The 16,196-nt window shown below is 74.4% G+C and carries 16 protein-coding genes; 9 read left to right on the forward strand and 7 right to left on the reverse strand.

The annotated features are described in order from the left end of the window. Window positions 1-423: 423 nt before the first annotated feature. On the forward strand, window positions 424-1,563 hold the full coding sequence (locus ACIQGZ_RS14045; RefSeq protein ID WP_402601984.1) for a VWA domain-containing protein: 1,140 nt from the start codon (window positions 424-426) through the stop codon (window positions 1,561-1,563). A 121-nt stretch (window positions 1,564-1,684) separates the two neighbouring features. Here the strand turns inward: ACIQGZ_RS14045 and ACIQGZ_RS14050 are convergent, their stop codons facing one another. Then, on the reverse strand, window positions 1,685-2,092 hold the full coding sequence (locus tag ACIQGZ_RS14050) for an ATP-binding protein (protein WP_402601727.1): 408 nt from the start codon (window positions 2,090-2,092) through the stop codon (window positions 1,685-1,687). A gap of 673 nt (window positions 2,093-2,765) precedes the next feature. On the opposite strand from ACIQGZ_RS14050, the gene sucC reads away from it, so the two are divergent. Together sucC and sucD are read left to right on the forward strand one after the other, a co-directional pair. Next, a complete protein-coding gene (sucC, locus tag ACIQGZ_RS14055) occupies window positions 2,766-3,941 on the forward strand; it encodes an ADP-forming succinate--CoA ligase subunit beta (RefSeq protein ID WP_402601728.1) in 1,176 nt (391 codons plus the stop codon). A 17-nt stretch (window positions 3,942-3,958) separates the two neighbouring features. Then, the gene (sucD, locus tag ACIQGZ_RS14060; protein WP_402601730.1) at window positions 3,959-4,843 is read left to right on the forward strand and encodes a succinate--CoA ligase subunit alpha; all 885 of its coding nucleotides are present in this window, start codon (window positions 3,959-3,961) and stop codon (window positions 4,841-4,843) included. A gap of 74 nt (window positions 4,844-4,917) precedes the next feature. Here sucD and ACIQGZ_RS14065 read toward each other — a convergent pair whose 3' ends face one another. Beyond that, on the reverse strand, window positions 4,918-5,844 hold the full coding sequence (locus ACIQGZ_RS14065; protein ID WP_402601731.1) for a hypothetical protein: 927 nt from the start codon (window positions 5,842-5,844) through the stop codon (window positions 4,918-4,920). Window positions 5,845-5,921: 77 nt separating this feature from the next. Between ACIQGZ_RS14065 and ACIQGZ_RS14070 the strand changes: the two genes are divergently transcribed. Both ACIQGZ_RS14070 and ACIQGZ_RS14075 read left to right on the forward strand, forming a co-directional pair. Continuing rightward, on the forward strand, window positions 5,922-7,325 hold the full coding sequence (locus ACIQGZ_RS14070; RefSeq protein ID WP_402601732.1) for a DUF6350 family protein: 1,404 nt from the start codon (window positions 5,922-5,924) through the stop codon (window positions 7,323-7,325). 338 nt (window positions 7,326-7,663) lie between these two features. Further along, window positions 7,664-8,035 (forward strand): hypothetical protein, encoded by a 372-nt coding sequence (locus ACIQGZ_RS14075; protein ID WP_402601733.1) that lies wholly within the window; start codon window positions 7,664-7,666, stop codon window positions 8,033-8,035. A gap of 236 nt (window positions 8,036-8,271) precedes the next feature. Here the strand turns inward: ACIQGZ_RS14075 and ACIQGZ_RS14080 are convergent, their stop codons facing one another. Then, window positions 8,272-9,159 (reverse strand): hypothetical protein, encoded by an 888-nt coding sequence (locus ACIQGZ_RS14080; protein ID WP_402601734.1) that lies wholly within the window; start codon window positions 9,157-9,159, stop codon window positions 8,272-8,274. A 561-nt stretch (window positions 9,160-9,720) separates the two neighbouring features. Here ACIQGZ_RS14080 and purN point away from each other — a divergent pair. Beyond that, entirely contained in the window at window positions 9,721-10,386 is a 666-nt protein-coding gene (gene purN / locus ACIQGZ_RS14085) for a phosphoribosylglycinamide formyltransferase (RefSeq protein WP_402601735.1), read from the forward strand. After that, window positions 10,383-11,966 (forward strand): bifunctional phosphoribosylaminoimidazolecarboxamide formyltransferase/IMP cyclohydrolase, encoded by a 1,584-nt coding sequence (gene purH, locus ACIQGZ_RS14090; RefSeq protein WP_402601737.1) that lies wholly within the window; start codon window positions 10,383-10,385, stop codon window positions 11,964-11,966. The genes purN and purH overlap by 4 nt, the downstream gene beginning before the upstream one ends. 90 nt (window positions 11,967-12,056) lie before the next feature. Here the strand turns inward: purH and ACIQGZ_RS14095 are convergent, their stop codons facing one another. From ACIQGZ_RS14095 to ACIQGZ_RS14110, 4 genes are all read right to left on the reverse strand, one after another. Next, a complete protein-coding gene (locus tag ACIQGZ_RS14095; protein ID WP_402601739.1) occupies window positions 12,057-12,731 on the reverse strand; it encodes an RDD family protein in 675 nt (224 codons plus the stop codon). Window positions 12,732-12,829: 98 nt separating this feature from the next. After that, window positions 12,830-13,474: an RDD family protein gene (locus ACIQGZ_RS14100; protein ID WP_402601740.1), complete on the reverse strand. Its 645-nt coding sequence runs from the start codon at window positions 13,472-13,474 to the stop codon at window positions 12,830-12,832. Between the two features lie 91 nt (window positions 13,475-13,565). Beyond that, the gene (locus tag ACIQGZ_RS14105; RefSeq protein ID WP_402601742.1) at window positions 13,566-14,003 is read right to left on the reverse strand and encodes a DUF2752 domain-containing protein; all 438 of its coding nucleotides are present in this window, start codon (window positions 14,001-14,003) and stop codon (window positions 13,566-13,568) included. Continuing rightward, entirely contained in the window at window positions 14,000-14,494 is a 495-nt protein-coding gene (locus ACIQGZ_RS14110; RefSeq protein ID WP_402601743.1) for a hypothetical protein, read from the reverse strand. Before ACIQGZ_RS14110 ends, ACIQGZ_RS14105 begins: the two co-directional genes overlap by 4 nt. A 248-nt stretch (window positions 14,495-14,742) precedes the next feature. On the opposite strand from ACIQGZ_RS14110, the gene ACIQGZ_RS14115 reads away from it, so the two are divergent. After that, complete coding sequence (locus tag ACIQGZ_RS14115) at window positions 14,743-15,606, forward strand: bifunctional methylenetetrahydrofolate dehydrogenase/methenyltetrahydrofolate cyclohydrolase (protein WP_402601745.1); 864 nt, start codon at window positions 14,743-14,745, stop codon at window positions 15,604-15,606. Window positions 15,607-15,615: 9 nt separating this feature from the next. Beyond that, entirely contained in the window at window positions 15,616-16,020 is a 405-nt protein-coding gene (locus tag ACIQGZ_RS14120) for a DUF3017 domain-containing protein (protein WP_402601746.1), read from the forward strand. Window positions 16,021-16,196 lie beyond the last annotated feature (176 nt).

Below are 16,196 nucleotides of genomic sequence, written 5' to 3' on the forward strand. Positions count from 1 at the left end.
GCGTCCCTCGGCCGGGCCGTGGGGAGTGCTCGCGTCACCGCCTCGATCGACATGGCTGGTTCCGCCGTCACTGCCGTGTCAGCTGTCCGGGCCGTTGGGAGCGCCTGCCCGGTGGTTGACCCGGTCGCCGCCCCTGCCGCTGTCAGCCGTGCCGACGGTGCCTGTCCGTCCGTCGGCGTCCGTCCGGCGTCCCTCGGCCGGGCCGTGGGGAGTGCTCGCGTCACCGCCTCGATCGACATGGCTGGTTCCGCCGTCACTGCCGTGTCAGCTGTCCGGGCCGTCGGCAGCGCCCGCCCGGTCGGCACCGTCGACGCCACCCCCGGCCGCGCGGCCCGCCCGTTGGACGCGGTCGATGGTGTCGGCAGCGCCGTCACCGCCCCCGCCGACAGCTCCGCCGGTCAGGAGCGGCTGCGACGGTGGCGGATGGTGCTGGGGGGCGAGCAGGACGGTACCGGCTGCCGTCTCACCGGTCGTGACGCTGCGATGGACCGGGCGTTGGCCGCGCTCTACCGGGGCGAGGACGGCCGGGCGCCGGCCGGGAGTGGCGGGGGTTCCTCCCGCAGCGCGGGCCTGGGGGGCTCCGCCCCGCAGGTCGCCCGCTGGCTCGGTGACATCCGGGAGTACTTCCCCACCTCGGTGGTGCAGCTGATGCAGCAGGACGCCATCGATCGGCTCGGCCTGTCCCGGCTGCTGCTGGAGCCGGAGATGCTGGCGGCCGTCGAGCCCGATGTCCACCTGGTGGGCACGCTGCTCTCGCTGCGGCACGCCCTCCCGGAGACCACCCGGGAGACTGCCCAGGCCGTGGTGGGCAAGGTCGTCGCGGATCTGGAGCGCCGCCTGGCCGACCGCACCCGGGCCGCCGTCGGCGGCGCGCTGGACCGGAGCGCCCGCACCCACCGCCCGCGCCACCGGGATATCGACTGGGACCGCACCGTCCGGGCCAATCTGAAGAACTACCTGCCGCCCTCGGGCGACCGCACCGCCGGCACCGTGGTCCCGGAGCGGCTGGTCGGCTATGCGCGGGCCGGGCGGGCGGTCCGCAAGGACGTCATCCTCTGCATCGACCAGTCCGGCTCGATGGCCGCCTCGGTGGTGCACTCCGCCGTCTTCGGCGCGGTGCTGGCGTCCATGCGGTCGCTCAGCACCCGGCTGATCGTCTTCGACACCTCGGTGGTGGACCTCACCGAGCAGCTCACCGACCCGGTGGATGTCCTGTTCGCCACCCGGCTCGGCGGCGGCACCGACATCAATCGGGCGCTCGCCTACTGCCAGACCAGGATCACCCGGCCCGCCGAGACCGTCGTGGTGCTGATCAGCGATCTCTACGAGGGCGGCATCCGCGCCGAGATGCTGGGGCGGGTGGCCGCGATGAAGGCCGCCGGGGTGCAGTTCGTCGCGCTGCTCGCCCTCTCCGACGAGGGCGCCCCGGCGTACGACCGGGACCACGCGGCGGCGCTGGCCGCCCTGGGCGCACCCGCCTTCGCCTGTACTCCCGACCTCTTCCCCGAGATCATGGCCGCCGCCCTGGAGAGACGCCCACTGCCGATACCCGACCCGCACTGACCGGCCCGCACTGACCGGCCCGCACTGACCGGCCCGCACTGACCGGGGGCGCCGGACCGGTCCACCGAGCCCGGCCCGTCACCGAGCCCGGCCCGTCACCGGCCCGGCCCGGCGCCGCCGGTCAGGAGGCCGTGCCCCGGACCGGCATCGGCAGTGCGGCCCACACCGTCTTGCCGGACACCCCCGCCCGGGGTGCCGTGCCCCAGGCGTCGGCGAAGGCGTCCACCAGCAGCATGCCCCGGCCGTGCTCGTCGTCCTCGCTCGCGCGGCCGACGGCGGGCAGCCGCAGCCGCCCTTCGTCGTCCACCTCCAGGAACAGCACCTGCCGTGCGCTCCAGATGCGGCAGTGCACCCGGAGGCTGTCGGTGTGGGTGACCGCGTTGCCGACCAGTTCGGAGATGCACAGCTCGGCGTCGTCCACCAGCTGCTCACCCAGCCGCCACATGGCCGCCGTGGCCCGGACGAAGCTCCGGGCGGTGGAGACGGACTCGGGGGCCCCGGGCAGCGAGGCCGCCGCCTGACGGTCCATCGGCCATGCGGTGCGGGCCGCCTCCAGTGCGGCGGTCCGGTCGCACCCACCGCCCGTACCGCCCGTACCGCCCGTACTACCCATATCGTCCCTACCGACCGCACCGTCCGCAGCGGCGAGCGGACCGGAGGGACCGGAGAGGCCGGCAGGACCGGAGAGGCTGGAAGGAGCAGGGAGGCCAGCGGGACCAGACGGCCCCGATGAGCAGGGCGGACCGGGGTCGGGCTCCGGGTCGGGGTCGTGGTCGGGCGACGTGTCGTCCCGCCGGCTCCGGATGCGATGGAGTGCGCTGGGCATCGGCTTCCACTACGCTGAGTAATTGATCCGTTACTCGATCCACCGTTCCGGAGCGTGCGGGCAAAAGCAAGCGCGCAGCGGGTTTGTCCGTCTCCCGTGGTGATTCCCGTCGCGCCCCGGGGCGCGCGACCTGCGGCGCACGCCCGTTGTGATGGTTCTCACCAGTCAAGAGTCCATCCCCGTTCCAACCTGGGAAGCCCACGGGGATAACCTGCGAGACGGACATGCCGCGTGCTTCGGCCGACGTGTGCGCCCAGTAACGACATGGGGACGCAAGGTTTCCTGCGTACCCCTCATGTCGCGAAGACCACAGCGACGACCCGCGGCGGCACGCTCACAGACACACAATCGCGATCACGAACAAGGACGGACGCGCGTGGACCTGTTCGAGTACCAGGCGAGGGACCTCTTCGCCAAGCACGGTGTACCGGTGCTGGACGGTGAAGTCATCGACACCCCGGAGGCCGCGCGCGCCATTGCCGAGCGCTTCGGTGGCCGTGCCGTCGTCAAGGCCCAGGTCAAGACCGGTGGCCGTGGCAAGGCGGGCGGCGTGAAGCTGGCCTCCGACCCTGAGGACGCGGTGGCCAAGGCCGACCAGATCCTGGGCATGGACATCAAGGGCCACACGGTCCACAAGGTGATGCTGGCCGCCACCGCGGACATCAAGGAGGAGTACTACGTCTCCTTCCTGCTGGACCGGAGCAACCGCACCTTCCTGGCGATGGCCTCCGTCGAGGGCGGCATGGAGATCGAGGAGGTCGCGGTCAACAACCCGTCCGCGCTCGCCAAGATCACCGTGGACGCCAACGAGGGCTGCACCCCGGAGAAGGCCGCCGAGATCGTCGCCGCCGCCAAGTTCCCGGCCGAGGTCGCGGGCCAGATCGCGGATGTGCTCCAGCAGCTGTGGAAGGTCTTCGTCGCCGAGGACGCCCTGCTGGTCGAGGTCAACCCGCTGATCAAGTCCGGTGACGGCAAGATCATCGCGCTGGACGGCAAGGTGTCGCTGGACGCCAACGCCGACTTCCGCCAGCCCGGCCACGAGGCGCTTGAGGACAAGGCCGCCGCCAACCCGCTGGAGGCCGCGGCCAAGGCCAAGGGCCTCAACTACGTCAAGCTCGACGGCGAGGTCGGCATCATCGGCAACGGCGCGGGTCTCGTCATGAGCACCCTGGACGTCGTCGCCTACGCTGGTGAGGCCCACGGCGGCGTCAAGCCCGCCAACTTCCTCGACATCGGCGGCGGCGCGTCCGCCGAGGTGATGGCCAACGGCCTGGAGATCATCCTCGGCGACCCCGACGTCCGCTCGGTGTTCGTCAACGTCTTCGGCGGCATCACCGCCTGCGACGCGGTGGCCAACGGCATCGTGCAGGCCCTGGAACTGCTGAAGTCCAAGGGCGAGGAGGTCACCAAGCCGCTGGTCGTCCGCCTGGACGGCAACAACGCGGAGCTGGGTCGGCAGATCCTGACCGACGCCAACCACCCGCTGGTGCAGCAGGTGGACACCATGGACGGAGCGGCCGACAAGGCCGCCGAGCTCGCGGCTGCGAAGTAAGGGACACGGCGACACCAATGGCTATCTTCCTCACCAAGGACAGCAAGGTCATCGTCCAGGGGATGACCGGCTCCGAGGGCATGAAGCACACCCGCCGCATGCTCGCCTCCGGCACCAACATCGTCGGCGGTACCAACCCCCGCAAGGCCGGCCAGCAGGTCGACTTCGACGGCACCCAGGTACCGGTCTTCGGCACCGTCAAGGAGGCCATGGAGGCCACCGGTGCCGACGTATCGGTGATCTTCGTTCCGCCGGCGGGCACCAAGAGCGCCGTGCTGGAGTCGATCGACGCCGGTATGCCGCTCATCGTGGTGATCACCGAGGGCGTCCCGGTGCACGACACCGCCGCGTTCCACGCGTACAACGCGAGCAAGGGCGGCGCGTCCCGCATCGTCGGCCCCAACTGCCCCGGCCTGATCAGCCCCGGACAGTCCAACGCCGGCATCATCCCGGCCGACATCACCTCGGCCGGCCGCATCGGTCTGGTCTCCAAGTCGGGCACCCTGACCTACCAGATGATGTACGAGCTGAGCGACATCGGCTTCTCCTCCGCGGTGGGCATCGGCGGCGACCCGGTCATCGGCACCACCCACATCGACGCCCTCCAGGCGTTCCAGGACGACCCCGACACCGACCTGATCGTGATGATCGGTGAGATCGGCGGCGACGCCGAGGAGCGGGCGGCGGCGTACATCAAGGAGCACATCACCAAGCCGGTCGTCGGCTACGTGGCGGGCTTCACCGCGCCCGAGGGCAAGACCATGGGCCACGCCGGCGCCATCGTCTCCGGCTCCTCCGGCACCGCGCAGGCCAAGAAGGAGGCGCTGGAGGCCGCGGGCGTGAAGGTCGGCAAGACCCCGTCCGAGACCGCCCGCCTGGCGCGCGAGCTCATCCAGGGCTGAGCCCCGCAAGCACAGCCGACCGAGGGCGCCCCGCCCGGGACCGTAAGGCTCCCGATCGGGGCGCCCTCGGCGCGTCAGTGGCCCGGGGCGCACCCGTCCGGCAGCCCGCCCGCGCCCCCGCCCAGGTCACCGCCCGTGCCGCCCGTACCGACCAGCCCGACCGGTCCGGCCGGGGCGCAGCTCGGCGCCGGGTCGGCGGTATCCCCGTGGCTCCGCAGGAAGTGTGACGGACCGACCCCCAGCACCGTGGCCAGGCCCGTCACCGCAGCGGCCAGCAGCAGCGCCCCCGCCGCGCCGGTGGTGGCCCGGGTGCGGACGGCGCACCGCCGCCGCACCAGGTCGGCCGGGACGCGCGGCAGCGCCTCGCAGCCGCGCTGCGCGGCGGCCCGCAGCAGCCCGCCGAGCCGTTCACCGAACCCCTCGGCCGCCGGGTCGCCGCCGACCGCGTCCGGCGCCGCGACCGCCATCACGTCCAGCCCCAGGACGTCATGCAGCACCAGCGCCCCGCGCTGCGGCCCGGGAAGCTCCCGCAGGGCCGCCAGCAGCACCCGGTCCACCTCGGTCAGCCGGTCCGCGCCCTCCCGGTCCGCGCCCTCCCGGTCCGGCTCCCGGCCGCCGCCCCCGAGGCGGCCGAACCGGCGCCACGGCGTGCAGCGGACGTCCTCGAACAGGGCCCTGCGCACCCACCGCTCCGGCTCCGGGTCGGCCGCGACCTCCGGCCAGCGGCCCCAGGCGGCGGCGAAGGCCCGGCCCACCCGGTCCACCGCACGCGCCCGGTCCCCGGTGAGCAGAAAGGCCGTCCGGGTCAGCGGTTCGGCGGCCGCCGCGTACAGGGCGTCGAAGTCGGCCCGGTCCTCGTCCGTCCGGTGGTTGCGCACCGCCTCCCGTACGGCCGCCGGCAGCCCGGCCAGTGTCCAGGAGCGGCCGCCGGGCCCGCCGGGCCGCCGCTCGTCCTCGGGTGGCTCGCCCCAGAGCGGCCAGCGGTTTGGAAATGTACGCATAGCCATATGATCTGCGACACGGCGAACATCTCGCACTTCACTGAGCAAATCGCCCATCCCTGCCAGCATGGGCGGACATGACCCACCTGATCGGCCCCCGGGCACCGGTCCCCCGTCCGACACCCGTGGTGGTCGGTCCGCCCCGGTGCCCGGCCCTCCCGGTCGGCCTCGCCACCGGGGCCGCCGCCGCCCTCGCGGGTCTGGCCCTGACGGCGGTGCCGCTGTTCCTGCTCTGGATCGTCACCCCGTACGTCCAGCTCGGCGCTGTCGGCGCCTTCCGCCTCTCCGCCGCGCTCTGGCTGCTCGCCCACGGTGCCGAGCTGCTGCGCACCACCGGTACCGGCCCGCAGGCCGCGACCGCGCCGGTCGGCATCGCCCCGCTGCTGATCACCGCCGCCGTCCTCGGCCTGCTGTACCGCGCCGGGGCGTACACCGGCCGGGCGCTGTCGACCCCGGCCGGCGAGCAGCCCGCCGCCCGGCCCCGGGCCCGTACCGTCGCCACCGCGCTGCTCGCCCTCTGCGGCGGCTACCTGGGTGTGGCCGCCGCAGCCGTGCTGCTCGCCGCCGGGGCCGGCCTGCTGCGCGCCCGGCCGCTGCCCGCGCTCGCCGCCACCGCCGCCGTGGCCCTGGCCGGAGCGGCGGCCGGGCTCTGGTCGGCCACCCGGCCCTGGCGGGACCCGTCCGGCCGCTCCGCCGCCCGGTCGCTGCCCGGCTGGGCCTTCCCGGCGGGCGGGGCCGCCCCGGTGCTGCGGGCGGCGGTGGCCGGGTGCGCCGCGCTGCTGGGGGCGGGGGCGCTGCTGCTCGGTACGGCGCTGCTGATCCACGGCGGCGCCGCCGGGCACACCGCGCGGTCGCTCGCCCCGGACCTCCCCGGGCTGACCGGCCTGCTGCTGCTCTGCCTGGCGCTCTACCCGGACGCCGTGGTGTGGGCCACCGCGTACGCCCTCGGGCCGGGCTTCACGCTGGGCACCGGCAGTACGGTGGCGCCGCACGGCACCGTACTCGGCGAGACCCCACGGCTCCCGCTGCTGGCCGCGCTGCCCGGCCCCGCCCCGGCCGGTCCGCTTGGCTGGGCCGCCCTCGCCCTGCCCCCGCTGGCCGGAGTCGCACTGGCCGCCGTACTGGGCCGGGCGGCGGCGGGCGGCAGACCCGACGACCCCGACGACCCCAACGACCCCAACCACCCCACCGACCCCGCCGCCCCCCACCACGACCCCCAACCGTGGCACCCCGTCGCCACCGCCACCGCCGCACTCGCCGCCGCGCTGGCCACCGGCCTGGCGCTGGCGGCCTGCGCCGCCGCCTCCGGCGGCGCGCTGGGCACGGGTCGGCTGGCGGCGCTGGGCCCGGTCCCGTGGCAGGTGGGCGCGGCGGCAGCGGGCTGGACCGCCGCCGTGGGCCTGCCCGGCGCCCTGCTGGTCCGGCACCTGCTGCGCAGGCCGCCCGCAGCGCGCTCCCGCCCGGCCGACCCGCGCGCGTGACTCGCGCGGGCGACCCGCGCGCCTGATCCGCGCGCCTGATCCTCCGCGCCAGGGCATGGGCGCCAGGGCATGGGCGGGCTGCCGATGCCCAGCCGTGCGGGACGGCCGGACACCGGCTTCCGGAGAAGTCGCCCGCTCCGGGGTGCGCGCATCGCGCACCCCGACGTTAGGGCCGGCCGATGCGGCGGGCACCCGGTGTGGGGCTGCCAGGGTGACAGGCGGCCAGAACGGGTGCGGATTGGGCCGGTTGGCAGAAGGTCAGGGCGCGGGGTCGGGAATCCGCTGATTACGTGGTGATTGCTCGGGGATCCGAAAACTCATTTCAGAGGTGCATCTGCATGTCCAAGCGCATCACGCGTATCGCCGCGGTCTCGGTTCTGGCGGCTGCGGCTGCCGTCCTGCCGATGGCGGGCACGGCCACGGCGGCGTCCTACGGCAACGACGGCGCCCACGGCAGCTACGGCGGCGGCGGCGACCGCGGCCGGGGCGACGACTGTGGCTGCGAGGGTGAGCACCACAGGCGCGGTCACGAGCACGGCCGCGAGGTTCACTTCCGCAGCTGGGAGAAGAAGTCCTGGTACGTCTGCGAGGACGACTTCATCAGCACCCTGTTCGGCGGCGGCTGCAACGACCACCGGCGCGGCGGGCGGGGCCTCGGCGAGCGCGGCTTCGGCGGCGGGCTCGGCGGCTTCGGCGGGTTCGGGCTCTGACATCGAACCCTCCCTCAGCCGACACCGGTAGGCGCCCACACCGGTAAACGAGGCCGGCAGGTCCGACACCACGTCGGGCCTGCCGGCTCCACCATGCCCAAAGCTCCACCCGCCCGGCCCCGAACCCACCCGGCCCCGAACCCACCCGGCCCGGCCACGCCCCCGGCCCCGGCCGACGCGACGGCCCGCCCCCGCCGACGCGGGGACGGGCCGTGCTGCCGTGGGGCCGGGAGCCGTCAGCGGCCCAGGCCGAGCGAGGCGGGCTTGGGCAGCCAGTCGGGGCTGAGCGTGCTGCAACTGTGCTGCGCCTTCTGGGTGAGCGCGTCGGACATGCAGTCGTAGTAGTCCTTGTACGCGAGGTGTACGCCCCAGGAAGCCGCGACCATCGCCAGCGCCACCCCGCCGGTCACCAGGCCGCCGAGGGCCATCGGGACCTGCGGCCGGGGCGGGGTCGGCGCGGGCCAGCCCGGTGGCGGCAGCGGTACCGGCTGCTGACCGGCCGGCGGCGGGGGCGCGGCCGGACCGCCGCCCGGCCGCCCGGCCACCGCGCCCTGGCCCACGCTGCCCTGGCCCACCCCGCTCCGGCCCACCCCGCTCCGGCCCACCGCGCCCTGGCCCACCGCGCCCTGGCCCTGGTCGCCCGCCTTGGGCTCCCGGGGCGTGCCGCGCAGCGCGGCGATGCCCCAGTACACGGCGAGCGCGCCCAGCAGCAGCCCCAGCGACGGGAGGTTGAAGATCATGCAGAAGATGCCCCACATCCCGGCCTGCAACGCGTACCGGGCCCGGCGCAGCACCGGGTCACTGGGGTCGTACCGCTGCTGCGGGCCGCCCGGCTGCTGGGAGCCGAACGGGCCGCCGGGCCCCCGGCCCCCCTGCCAGCCGGGGCCCCTGGGCCCCTCCTGCCCGAAGGCGGGCCAGGAGGGCGGGTGCGGCGGGGCCGCCGGAGGCCGGGTGGGGGAGGAGCCGTCGTCCGGCTCCCCGGCGTCGCCGCCCTGCGCGGGTCGGCCGGGCCCCGGGCCGCCGGTGGGCGGCTGGGGTGCGCGCGGCTGCCAGGGCCGGTCGGGGGCGTCCGCCGGCGGCGGCGCGAAGGGGTCGCGCTCGCCCGTGCTGTTGCCGCTGCTCATCAGTAGTCCGTCCGTCTTCCCCGGTCGTCGTGGTCGGTGGTCGCTGCCCGGTGGTCGGTGTCCGGTGCCGGTGGTCGCCGTGCCCCGCCGCGCCGACCTGGTGGGCCGACTGCCCCTATGATCTCGCAGCCGTCGCCGGAGGGGTGCCCCGCCCTGTGTCCCGGCTGTCCGGCGGGCCCGCCGACCTGCCGGAGCCCGTCGGCGGTGCTGCTGCCGGACGCGTGCCCGGACAGCGAGATCCTTACCTCGTCTACGCGCGTTGCACCAGTCCTGAGGTGCCGACCCCCTCCGACGTGCCGTTATCGTGGTGACGGCTGGGAGTGCCCACGGGTTCCCGAGGCCCCGCAGTGCGGCGGGGCAACCTCGCCGTACCTCCACGCCGTACCCCCGCCGAACCCGGAACGCCGGGAACTCCTCACCCCCGACCGTCCAGTCTGCCAGCCCGCCCCTGCCCCTGCCCGGGTCCGACCGCCCGGGGGCCGCTCCCACCGGAGTACGGCGCCCCGCCGCGACCGGAGCCGCACCGGGGCGCACCGAGCAACGGATTCGGAGAACCGAGCAGTGGCCGCCGCTGTGCCCCCCGCCCTGATCTTCCCGCCGTCGACCCCCGGCCCGGCCCGTCTGGTCGTCCTGGTCTCCGGTTCGGGCACCAACCTCCAGGCGCTGATCGACGCCTGCGCCGACCCCGCCTACGGCGCGGTGATCGCCGCCGTGGGCGCCGACCGGCACGGCATCGCCGGTCTGGAGCGCGCCGAGCGGGCCGGACTGCCCACCTTCGTCCACCGCGTCCCGGACCACGCCGACCGCGCCGCCTGGGACGCCGCCCTCACCGCCGCCACCGAGGCGTACGCGCCCGACCTGGTGGTGTCGGCCGGTTTCATGAAGATCCTGGGCAAGGAGTTCATGGCCCGCTACGAGGGCCGTATCCTCAACACCCACCCCGCCCTGCTGCCGTCCTTCCCCGGCGCGCACGGTGTCCGCGACGCGCTGGCGTACGGCGTGAAGGTCACCGGCTGCACGGTCCACCTGGTCGACGCCGGGGTGGACACCGGTCCGATCGTGGCGCAGGCCGCCGTCGAGGTCCGCGACGAGGACGACGCCGACGGCGGGGAAGCGCTGCACGAGCGCATCAAGACTGTCGAGCGCACCCTGCTCGTCGACGTCGTGGGCCGGTTGGCCCGCGAAGGCCACCGCATCGAGGGACGAAAGGTACGGACCCCTGCATGACCGCCGCCGGTAGCACGCCGCCCCCCACCTCCGAAGACGTACGCCCCATCCGCCGGGCGCTGGTCAGCGTCTATGACAAGACCGGCCTGGAGGAGCTGGCCCAGGGCCTGCACGCGGCCGGGGTGGAGCTGGTCTCCACCGGTTCCACCGCCGGGCGGATCGCCGCCGCCGGGGTGCCGGTGACCGAGGTCGCCGAGCTCACCGGCTTCCCGGAGTGCCTGGACGGCCGGGTCAAGACCCTGCACCCCCGGGTGCACGCCGGCATCCTGGCCGACCTGCGCCTCGAATCGCACCGGGCGCAGCTGGCCGACCTGGGCGTCGAGCCCTTCGACCTGGTCGTGGTCAACCTCTACCCGTTCCGGCAGACCGTCGAGTCCGGCGCCACCCCGGACGAGTGCGTCGAGCAGATCGACATCGGCGGCCCCTCGATGGTCCGGGCCGCCGCCAAGAACCACCCGTCGGTCGCCGTGGTCGTCGACCCGGCCCGGTACGCCGATGTGCTGGCCGCCGCCGAGGCGGGCGGCTTCGACCTGGCCACCCGCAAGCGGCTGGCCGGTGCGGCGTTCGCGCACACCGCCGCGTACGACGTCGCGGTGGCCTCCTGGTTCGCCGCCGGGTACGCCCCCGACGACCAGCCCTTCCCGGCGTTCGCCGGTGCCACCTGGGAGCGCCGCAGCGTGCTGCGCTACGGCGAGAACCCGCACCAGGCCGCCGCGCTCTACACCGACGGCCAGGGCGGCGGCCTCGCCGACGCCGAGCAGCTGCACGGCAAGGAGATGTCGTACAACAACTACGTGGACACCGACGCGGCCCGCCGCGCCGCGTACGACCACGCCGGGCCCGCCGTCGCGATCATCAAGCACGCCAACCCGTGCGGCATCGCCACCGGCGCCGACGTCGCGGAGGCCCACCTCCGGGCGCACGCCTGCGACCCGGTGTCCGCCTACGGCGGCGTGATCGCGGTCAACCGTCCGGTGTCGGCGGCGATGGCCGAGCAGGTCGCCGGGATCTTCACCGAGGTGATCGTCGCCCCCGACTACGAGGCGGGCGCGGTCGAGATCCTGGCCCGCAAGAAGAACATCCGGGTGCTGCGCGCCCCCGGTGCCCCGTCCGCGCCGGTGGAGCTCAAGCCGATCAGCGGCGGGGTGCTGCTCCAGCAGGCCGACCGGATCGACGCCCCGGGCGACGACCCGGCCACCTGGACGCTGGCCACCGGCGAGGCGCTGACCGAGGCGGAGCTGGCCGACCTGGTCTTCGCCTGGCGGTGCTGCCGGGCGGTCAAGTCCAACGCGATCCTGCTGGCCAAGGACGGCGCCACCGTCGGCGTCGGGATGGGCCAGGTCAACCGGGTCGACTCGGCGCGGCTCGCGGTGCAGCGGGCCGGGGAGCGCGCGGTCGGCTCCTTCGCCGCCTCGGACGCCTTCTTCCCGTTCGCGGACGGCCTCCAGGTGCTGGTGGAGGGCGGCGTGCGGGCGGTCGTCCAGCCGGGCGGCTCGGTCCGGGACGAGGAGGTCATCGCCGCCGCCCGCGAGGCCGGCGTCACCATGTACCTCACCGGGACCCGGCACTTCTTCCACTGAGTACGTCTTCCGACCGAGCACCGTCCGGACCGAGCGGCCCGGACGCCCCCGCACCGGGGGTGTCCGGGCCGCTCGGCCGTACCGGGCCCGTCACAGGGGTCGCGGCCCGGGGGAACCGGAACCGATGACCACGGTGCCCATGATCTTGTCGGCGAAGGTCTGCTTCTTGGCGTCCCACAGCGGCCACAGGTAGCCGAGGTAGCACACCGCGCCGTCGACCGCGTGGCAGATCCGGCGCACCAGCGCCATGCCGAACCCCAGCGGCTGCCCGTCCACCTCCCGCAGCACGCGTATGTTGACCAGCCGCTTACCCGGGGTCTGGCCGGTGGTGCCCTCCTGGTAGGTGAACCACAGGGTGGTGCCGAAGGCCACCACCGCGGCCGCGATCATCAGCAGGTAGCCGGCCAGGATGCCGCCGCTGCCCGTGCTGTCGCAGCCGTTGCCGTCGGCGTCGCAGTGATCGAGGACGGAGTTGAACATGACGGCGAAGCCGATGCCCAGCAGCACCATCGGCACGATGCCGGCGAACAGCCCGTCGAGCAGCGTCGCCGCCACCCGCGACCCCCACCCCGCGTAGCCGGGCGCCACCTGGGCGCCGTATCCGTAAGGGTCGCCCGGCGGGTAGCCGTACCCGGGCTGCGGTGGGACCTGCGGGTAGCCGTATCCGGGTTGCGGCGGGTAGCCGTAGCCGGCGTCCGGCTGCGGGGCGGCCCACTCGGGCTGCTGGGCTCGGGGGTTGTCGGGTGCGGGCGGCGGACTGCTCACGGGCTTCTCCGGATCGCTGGGGTCGGGGTGGGGCATATGCGGACGGCCCGCGCCCCCGGGCGGGGACGCGGGCCGACCAGCCGGCAGCGGGGCTGCCGTCACTGGGACTTGACGACCACAGAGCCCATGATCTTGTCGGCGAAGGTCTGCTTCTTGGCGTCCCACAGCGGCCACAGGAAGCCGATGCAGCAGATCGCGTCGAGGATGTGGCAGATCTCGCGGACGAACGCCATGCCGAAGCCCATCCGCTGGCCGTCGACCTCGCGGACCATGCCGATGTTGACGGCCTTCTGGCCCAGGGACTGGCCCATCGAGCTCTTCATCCAGGCGATGACGGCCATCTCCGCGAAGGCGAAGACGAAGCTCAGCAGGTAGTAGAGCCCGGCGCCGCTGGTGTGGGTGCCGGTGGCGTCGACGGTGACGGTCGGCCGCATCGCCATCAGGATGACCGTCGGGATGATGCCGACCACGATCCAGTCGATGATCCGGGCGACCACCCGGGAGCCCCAACCGGCGTAGAACGGCTGCACATTGGCCGCGTTCCCGTACGGGCCCTGCGGGTACCCGCCGTAGCCGGGCTGCTGCGGCTGCCCCTGCGGATAGCCGTAGGCCGCCGCGTCGTAGGGCTGCTGCGGCTGGCCCTGCTGCGGGTAGCCGTAGCCGGGCTGGCCCTGGGGAGCGCCGTAGCCGGGCTGCTGCGGCTGCTGGCCGTAGGGGTTGTTCGGGTCGGGCGGGTAGCTCACGGTCGTCTCCTGGCGGGAGGTGATGGGACAGGACATCCGGGACGGGCGGGCGGTTTGGGACAGCCGACCGGGACCGGAGATTAGCGGACCGTCATGACAGGACGATCCCGTAGCGGTGCAGTTGCCAGCACCAGGACAGTGCCGCGACGACGCCGATCACCGCGTTCCGCTGCCGCACCGGGGCCGACCACCAGCGGCGGCCGAGCCCCAGCGGGGCGAACAGCAGTCCGAGACCGATCACCACGGTGAACGGATTGGCCGTCAGCGCCGCCACCCAGTGGCCCTGGCCGGCCTCGATGAAGACGGTGGTGGAGCCGCAGGCCGGGCACGGGATGCCGGTGAACCGCCGCAGCAGGCAGAGCGCCCCCGGGTCGTGCGCCTGGTGCAGCCGGGCGACCGCCGGCGCGGCCACGCCGACGCCGCCGACCCGCAGCAGCACCTGGAGCGGCCCGCCGTACCGGGACCGGGTCGCCCGGGTCCACCAGCGGTCGGGCGGCGGGGCGGTGTGCCCCGGAGCCTGGGCGGTCATAGGCTGGACTTCTTGTCCAGCACCACGAAGAAGACCAGCGCGGCGATGCCGATCAGGATCGCCAGCGTCGACAGCACGATGCCGCCGATGGCGGTGGAGCGGCCCGTCCCGGTGACCCGGGCGCGGTTCACCCCCGCGATGCCGAGCCCCAGGCCGACCGGGGCCAGCACGGCGCCGTAGAAGCAGACGACCACGCTGATGAAGCCGAGCGCCACCGAGGCGGTGGCCAGGCTGTTGGGCTCGCCGGTGGTCACACCGGGCCCGTACGGGACCGGCCCGCCGTAGCCCGGCTGCCGGCCGTACGGCACGCCGTACCCGGGCGGTGGCTGCTGCCCGTACGGTGGCTGCGGTGCGTACGGCGGTTGGCCGCCGTAGCCGGGGGGCTGCTGTCCGTACCCCGGCTGCTGCCCGCTGGCCGGCGGGGCGCCGTAGGGTTGGCCGGCCTGTCCGCCGTACGGGTCAGGCGGCGGCGTCTGGTACGGATTGCTCACTGTTCTCCCCCGATTGGCTCCCCCGCTGGCGCCGGGAGCGCCACGCGCGGGCCCGGGGTGCGGCGGACGTTGTCCGCGCCCATCGTTATCGGGGCGGTGTGGGCCTGTCCAGTCACTGCGCGTCGCCCGGACGGAACCGTGGCGCAATCGCAACCGGATCACTACGTTCCGTTTGGTGTCGGGTCATGTCCGGACGGGAACGGTGGACGGATGCACGGTCAGCGCCGGGTATCCGCGAGGATGGAGGTATGACCGCCCAGATTCTCGATGGCAAGGCCACCGCAGCCGCGATCAAGTCCGAACTCGCCGTCCGCGTAGCGGCGCTCAAGGAGCAGGGTGTCACACCCGGCCTGGGCACCGTCCTGGTCGGTGACGACCCGGGCAGCCACTCCTATGTACGCGGCAAGCACCGCGACTGCGCCCAGGTGGGCATCGCCAGCATCCGCCGCGAGCTGCCGGCCGACGCCACCCAGGCCGATGTCGAGGCCGTGGTCCGCGAACTCAACGACGACCCGGCCTGCACCGGCTACATCGTTCAGCTGCCGCTGCCCAAGGGGCTGGACCCCAACGCGGTGCTGGAGCTGATGGACCCGGCCAAGGACGCCGACGGCCTGCACCCGGTGAACCTGGGCCGCCTGGTCCTCGGCATCGAGGCCCCGCTGCCCTGCACCCCCAACGGCGTGCTCGAACTGCTGCGCCGGCACGGCGTGCAGACCAAGGGCGCGCACGTGGTGGTGGTCGGGCGCGGTGTGACCGTCGGCCGCTCCATCGGGCTGCTGCTCACCCGCCGCTCCGAGAACGCCACCGTCACCCTGACCCACACCGGCACCCGCGACCTGTCGGCCGAGCTGCGGCGCGCCGACATCATCGTGGCGGCCGCCGGGGTGCCGCACCTGGTCAAGCCGGACGACGTACGCCCCGGCGCGGCCGTGCTGGACGTCGGCGTCAGCCGCACCGAGGCCGGTCTGGTCGGCGACGTCGACCCGGGCGTCGCCGAGGTGGCCGGCTGGCTGTCGCCCAACCCCGGCGGCGTCGGCCCGATGACCCGGGCCATGCTGCTCTCCAACATCGTCGAGGCGGCCGAGCGCGCCGCCGGCATCACGCGGAACTGAGGGACGCCGATGGGTGTCGTACGGAGCCGGTCGCGGCGGCGGCCGCCGCTGGAGACCACGGGCACGCTGCCGCCGGAGGGGGCGGCGGCCGCGGCCGGGCGGTCCCGCCCGCTGGGGCAGTGGCCGATCAGCTTGGTGACCCTGGTGGTCGCCGCCGGGCTGGTGCTCACCACCTCGGACGGCTTCCGGGTCGGCGCGCTCGCCGTCGGCGGGGCGCTGCTGCTGGGCGCGCTGCTGCGGCTGCTGTTGCGTGAGGTGGGGATGCTCGCCGTACGCAGCCGTTTCACCGATGTCTCGGTGCTCTGCGTGCTGGGCGGCGCGATCGTGCTGCTGGCACTGATGGGCCAGCCCGACCCCTGGATTCACATCCCGGTCCTGGACCGGGTGACCGCCCTGCTGGGGCGCCATCACTGAGCGTACGGGTCCGAACTGGGCCCACGGGTCCGACCGACGACCGAGCCCCCGTTCGAACGCCAGGTGCGTGCGGACGGGGGCTCGGTCGTCGCCGTTCATCTCGATGACAAGTATCTCGATGGCGAGTATCTTGACCACGAGATAAATGACCCGCCGCTGAGAGGGGTGCCTCGCCA

This window comes from Streptomyces sp. NPDC092296, assembly GCF_044755465.1.
Classification (GTDB): domain Bacteria; phylum Actinomycetota; class Actinomycetes; order Streptomycetales; family Streptomycetaceae; genus Peterkaempfera.

Excerpts from the sequence above, each read along its gene's own strand:
- purH (WP_402601737.1), top strand. The coding sequence starts at position 10,383 with ATGACCGCCGCCGGTAGCACGCCGCCCCCCACCTCCGAAGACGTACGC.
- ACIQGZ_RS14105 (WP_402601742.1), bottom strand. The coding sequence starts at position 14,003 with ATGACCGCCCAGGCTCCGGGGCACACCGCCCCGCCGCCCGACCGCTGG.
- ACIQGZ_RS14120 (WP_402601746.1), top strand. The coding sequence starts at position 15,616 with ATGGGTGTCGTACGGAGCCGGTCGCGGCGGCGGCCGCCGCTGGAGACC.
- ACIQGZ_RS14050 (WP_402601727.1), bottom strand. The coding sequence starts at position 2,092 with ATGGACCGTCAGGCGGCGGCCTCGCTGCCCGGGGCCCCCGAGTCCGTC.
- ACIQGZ_RS14065 (WP_402601731.1), bottom strand. The coding sequence starts at position 5,844 with ATGCGTACATTTCCAAACCGCTGGCCGCTCTGGGGCGAGCCACCCGAG.
- ACIQGZ_RS14080 (WP_402601734.1), bottom strand. The coding sequence starts at position 9,159 with ATGAGCAGCGGCAACAGCACGGGCGAGCGCGACCCCTTCGCGCCGCCG.
- ACIQGZ_RS14115 (WP_402601745.1), top strand. The coding sequence starts at position 14,743 with ATGACCGCCCAGATTCTCGATGGCAAGGCCACCGCAGCCGCGATCAAG.
- ACIQGZ_RS14070 (WP_402601732.1), top strand. The coding sequence starts at position 5,922 with ATGACCCACCTGATCGGCCCCCGGGCACCGGTCCCCCGTCCGACACCC.
- sucD (WP_402601730.1), top strand. The coding sequence starts at position 3,959 with ATGGCTATCTTCCTCACCAAGGACAGCAAGGTCATCGTCCAGGGGATG.
- ACIQGZ_RS14075 (WP_402601733.1), top strand. The coding sequence starts at position 7,664 with ATGTCCAAGCGCATCACGCGTATCGCCGCGGTCTCGGTTCTGGCGGCT.
- ACIQGZ_RS14045 (WP_402601984.1), top strand. The coding sequence starts at position 424 with ATGGTGCTGGGGGGCGAGCAGGACGGTACCGGCTGCCGTCTCACCGGT.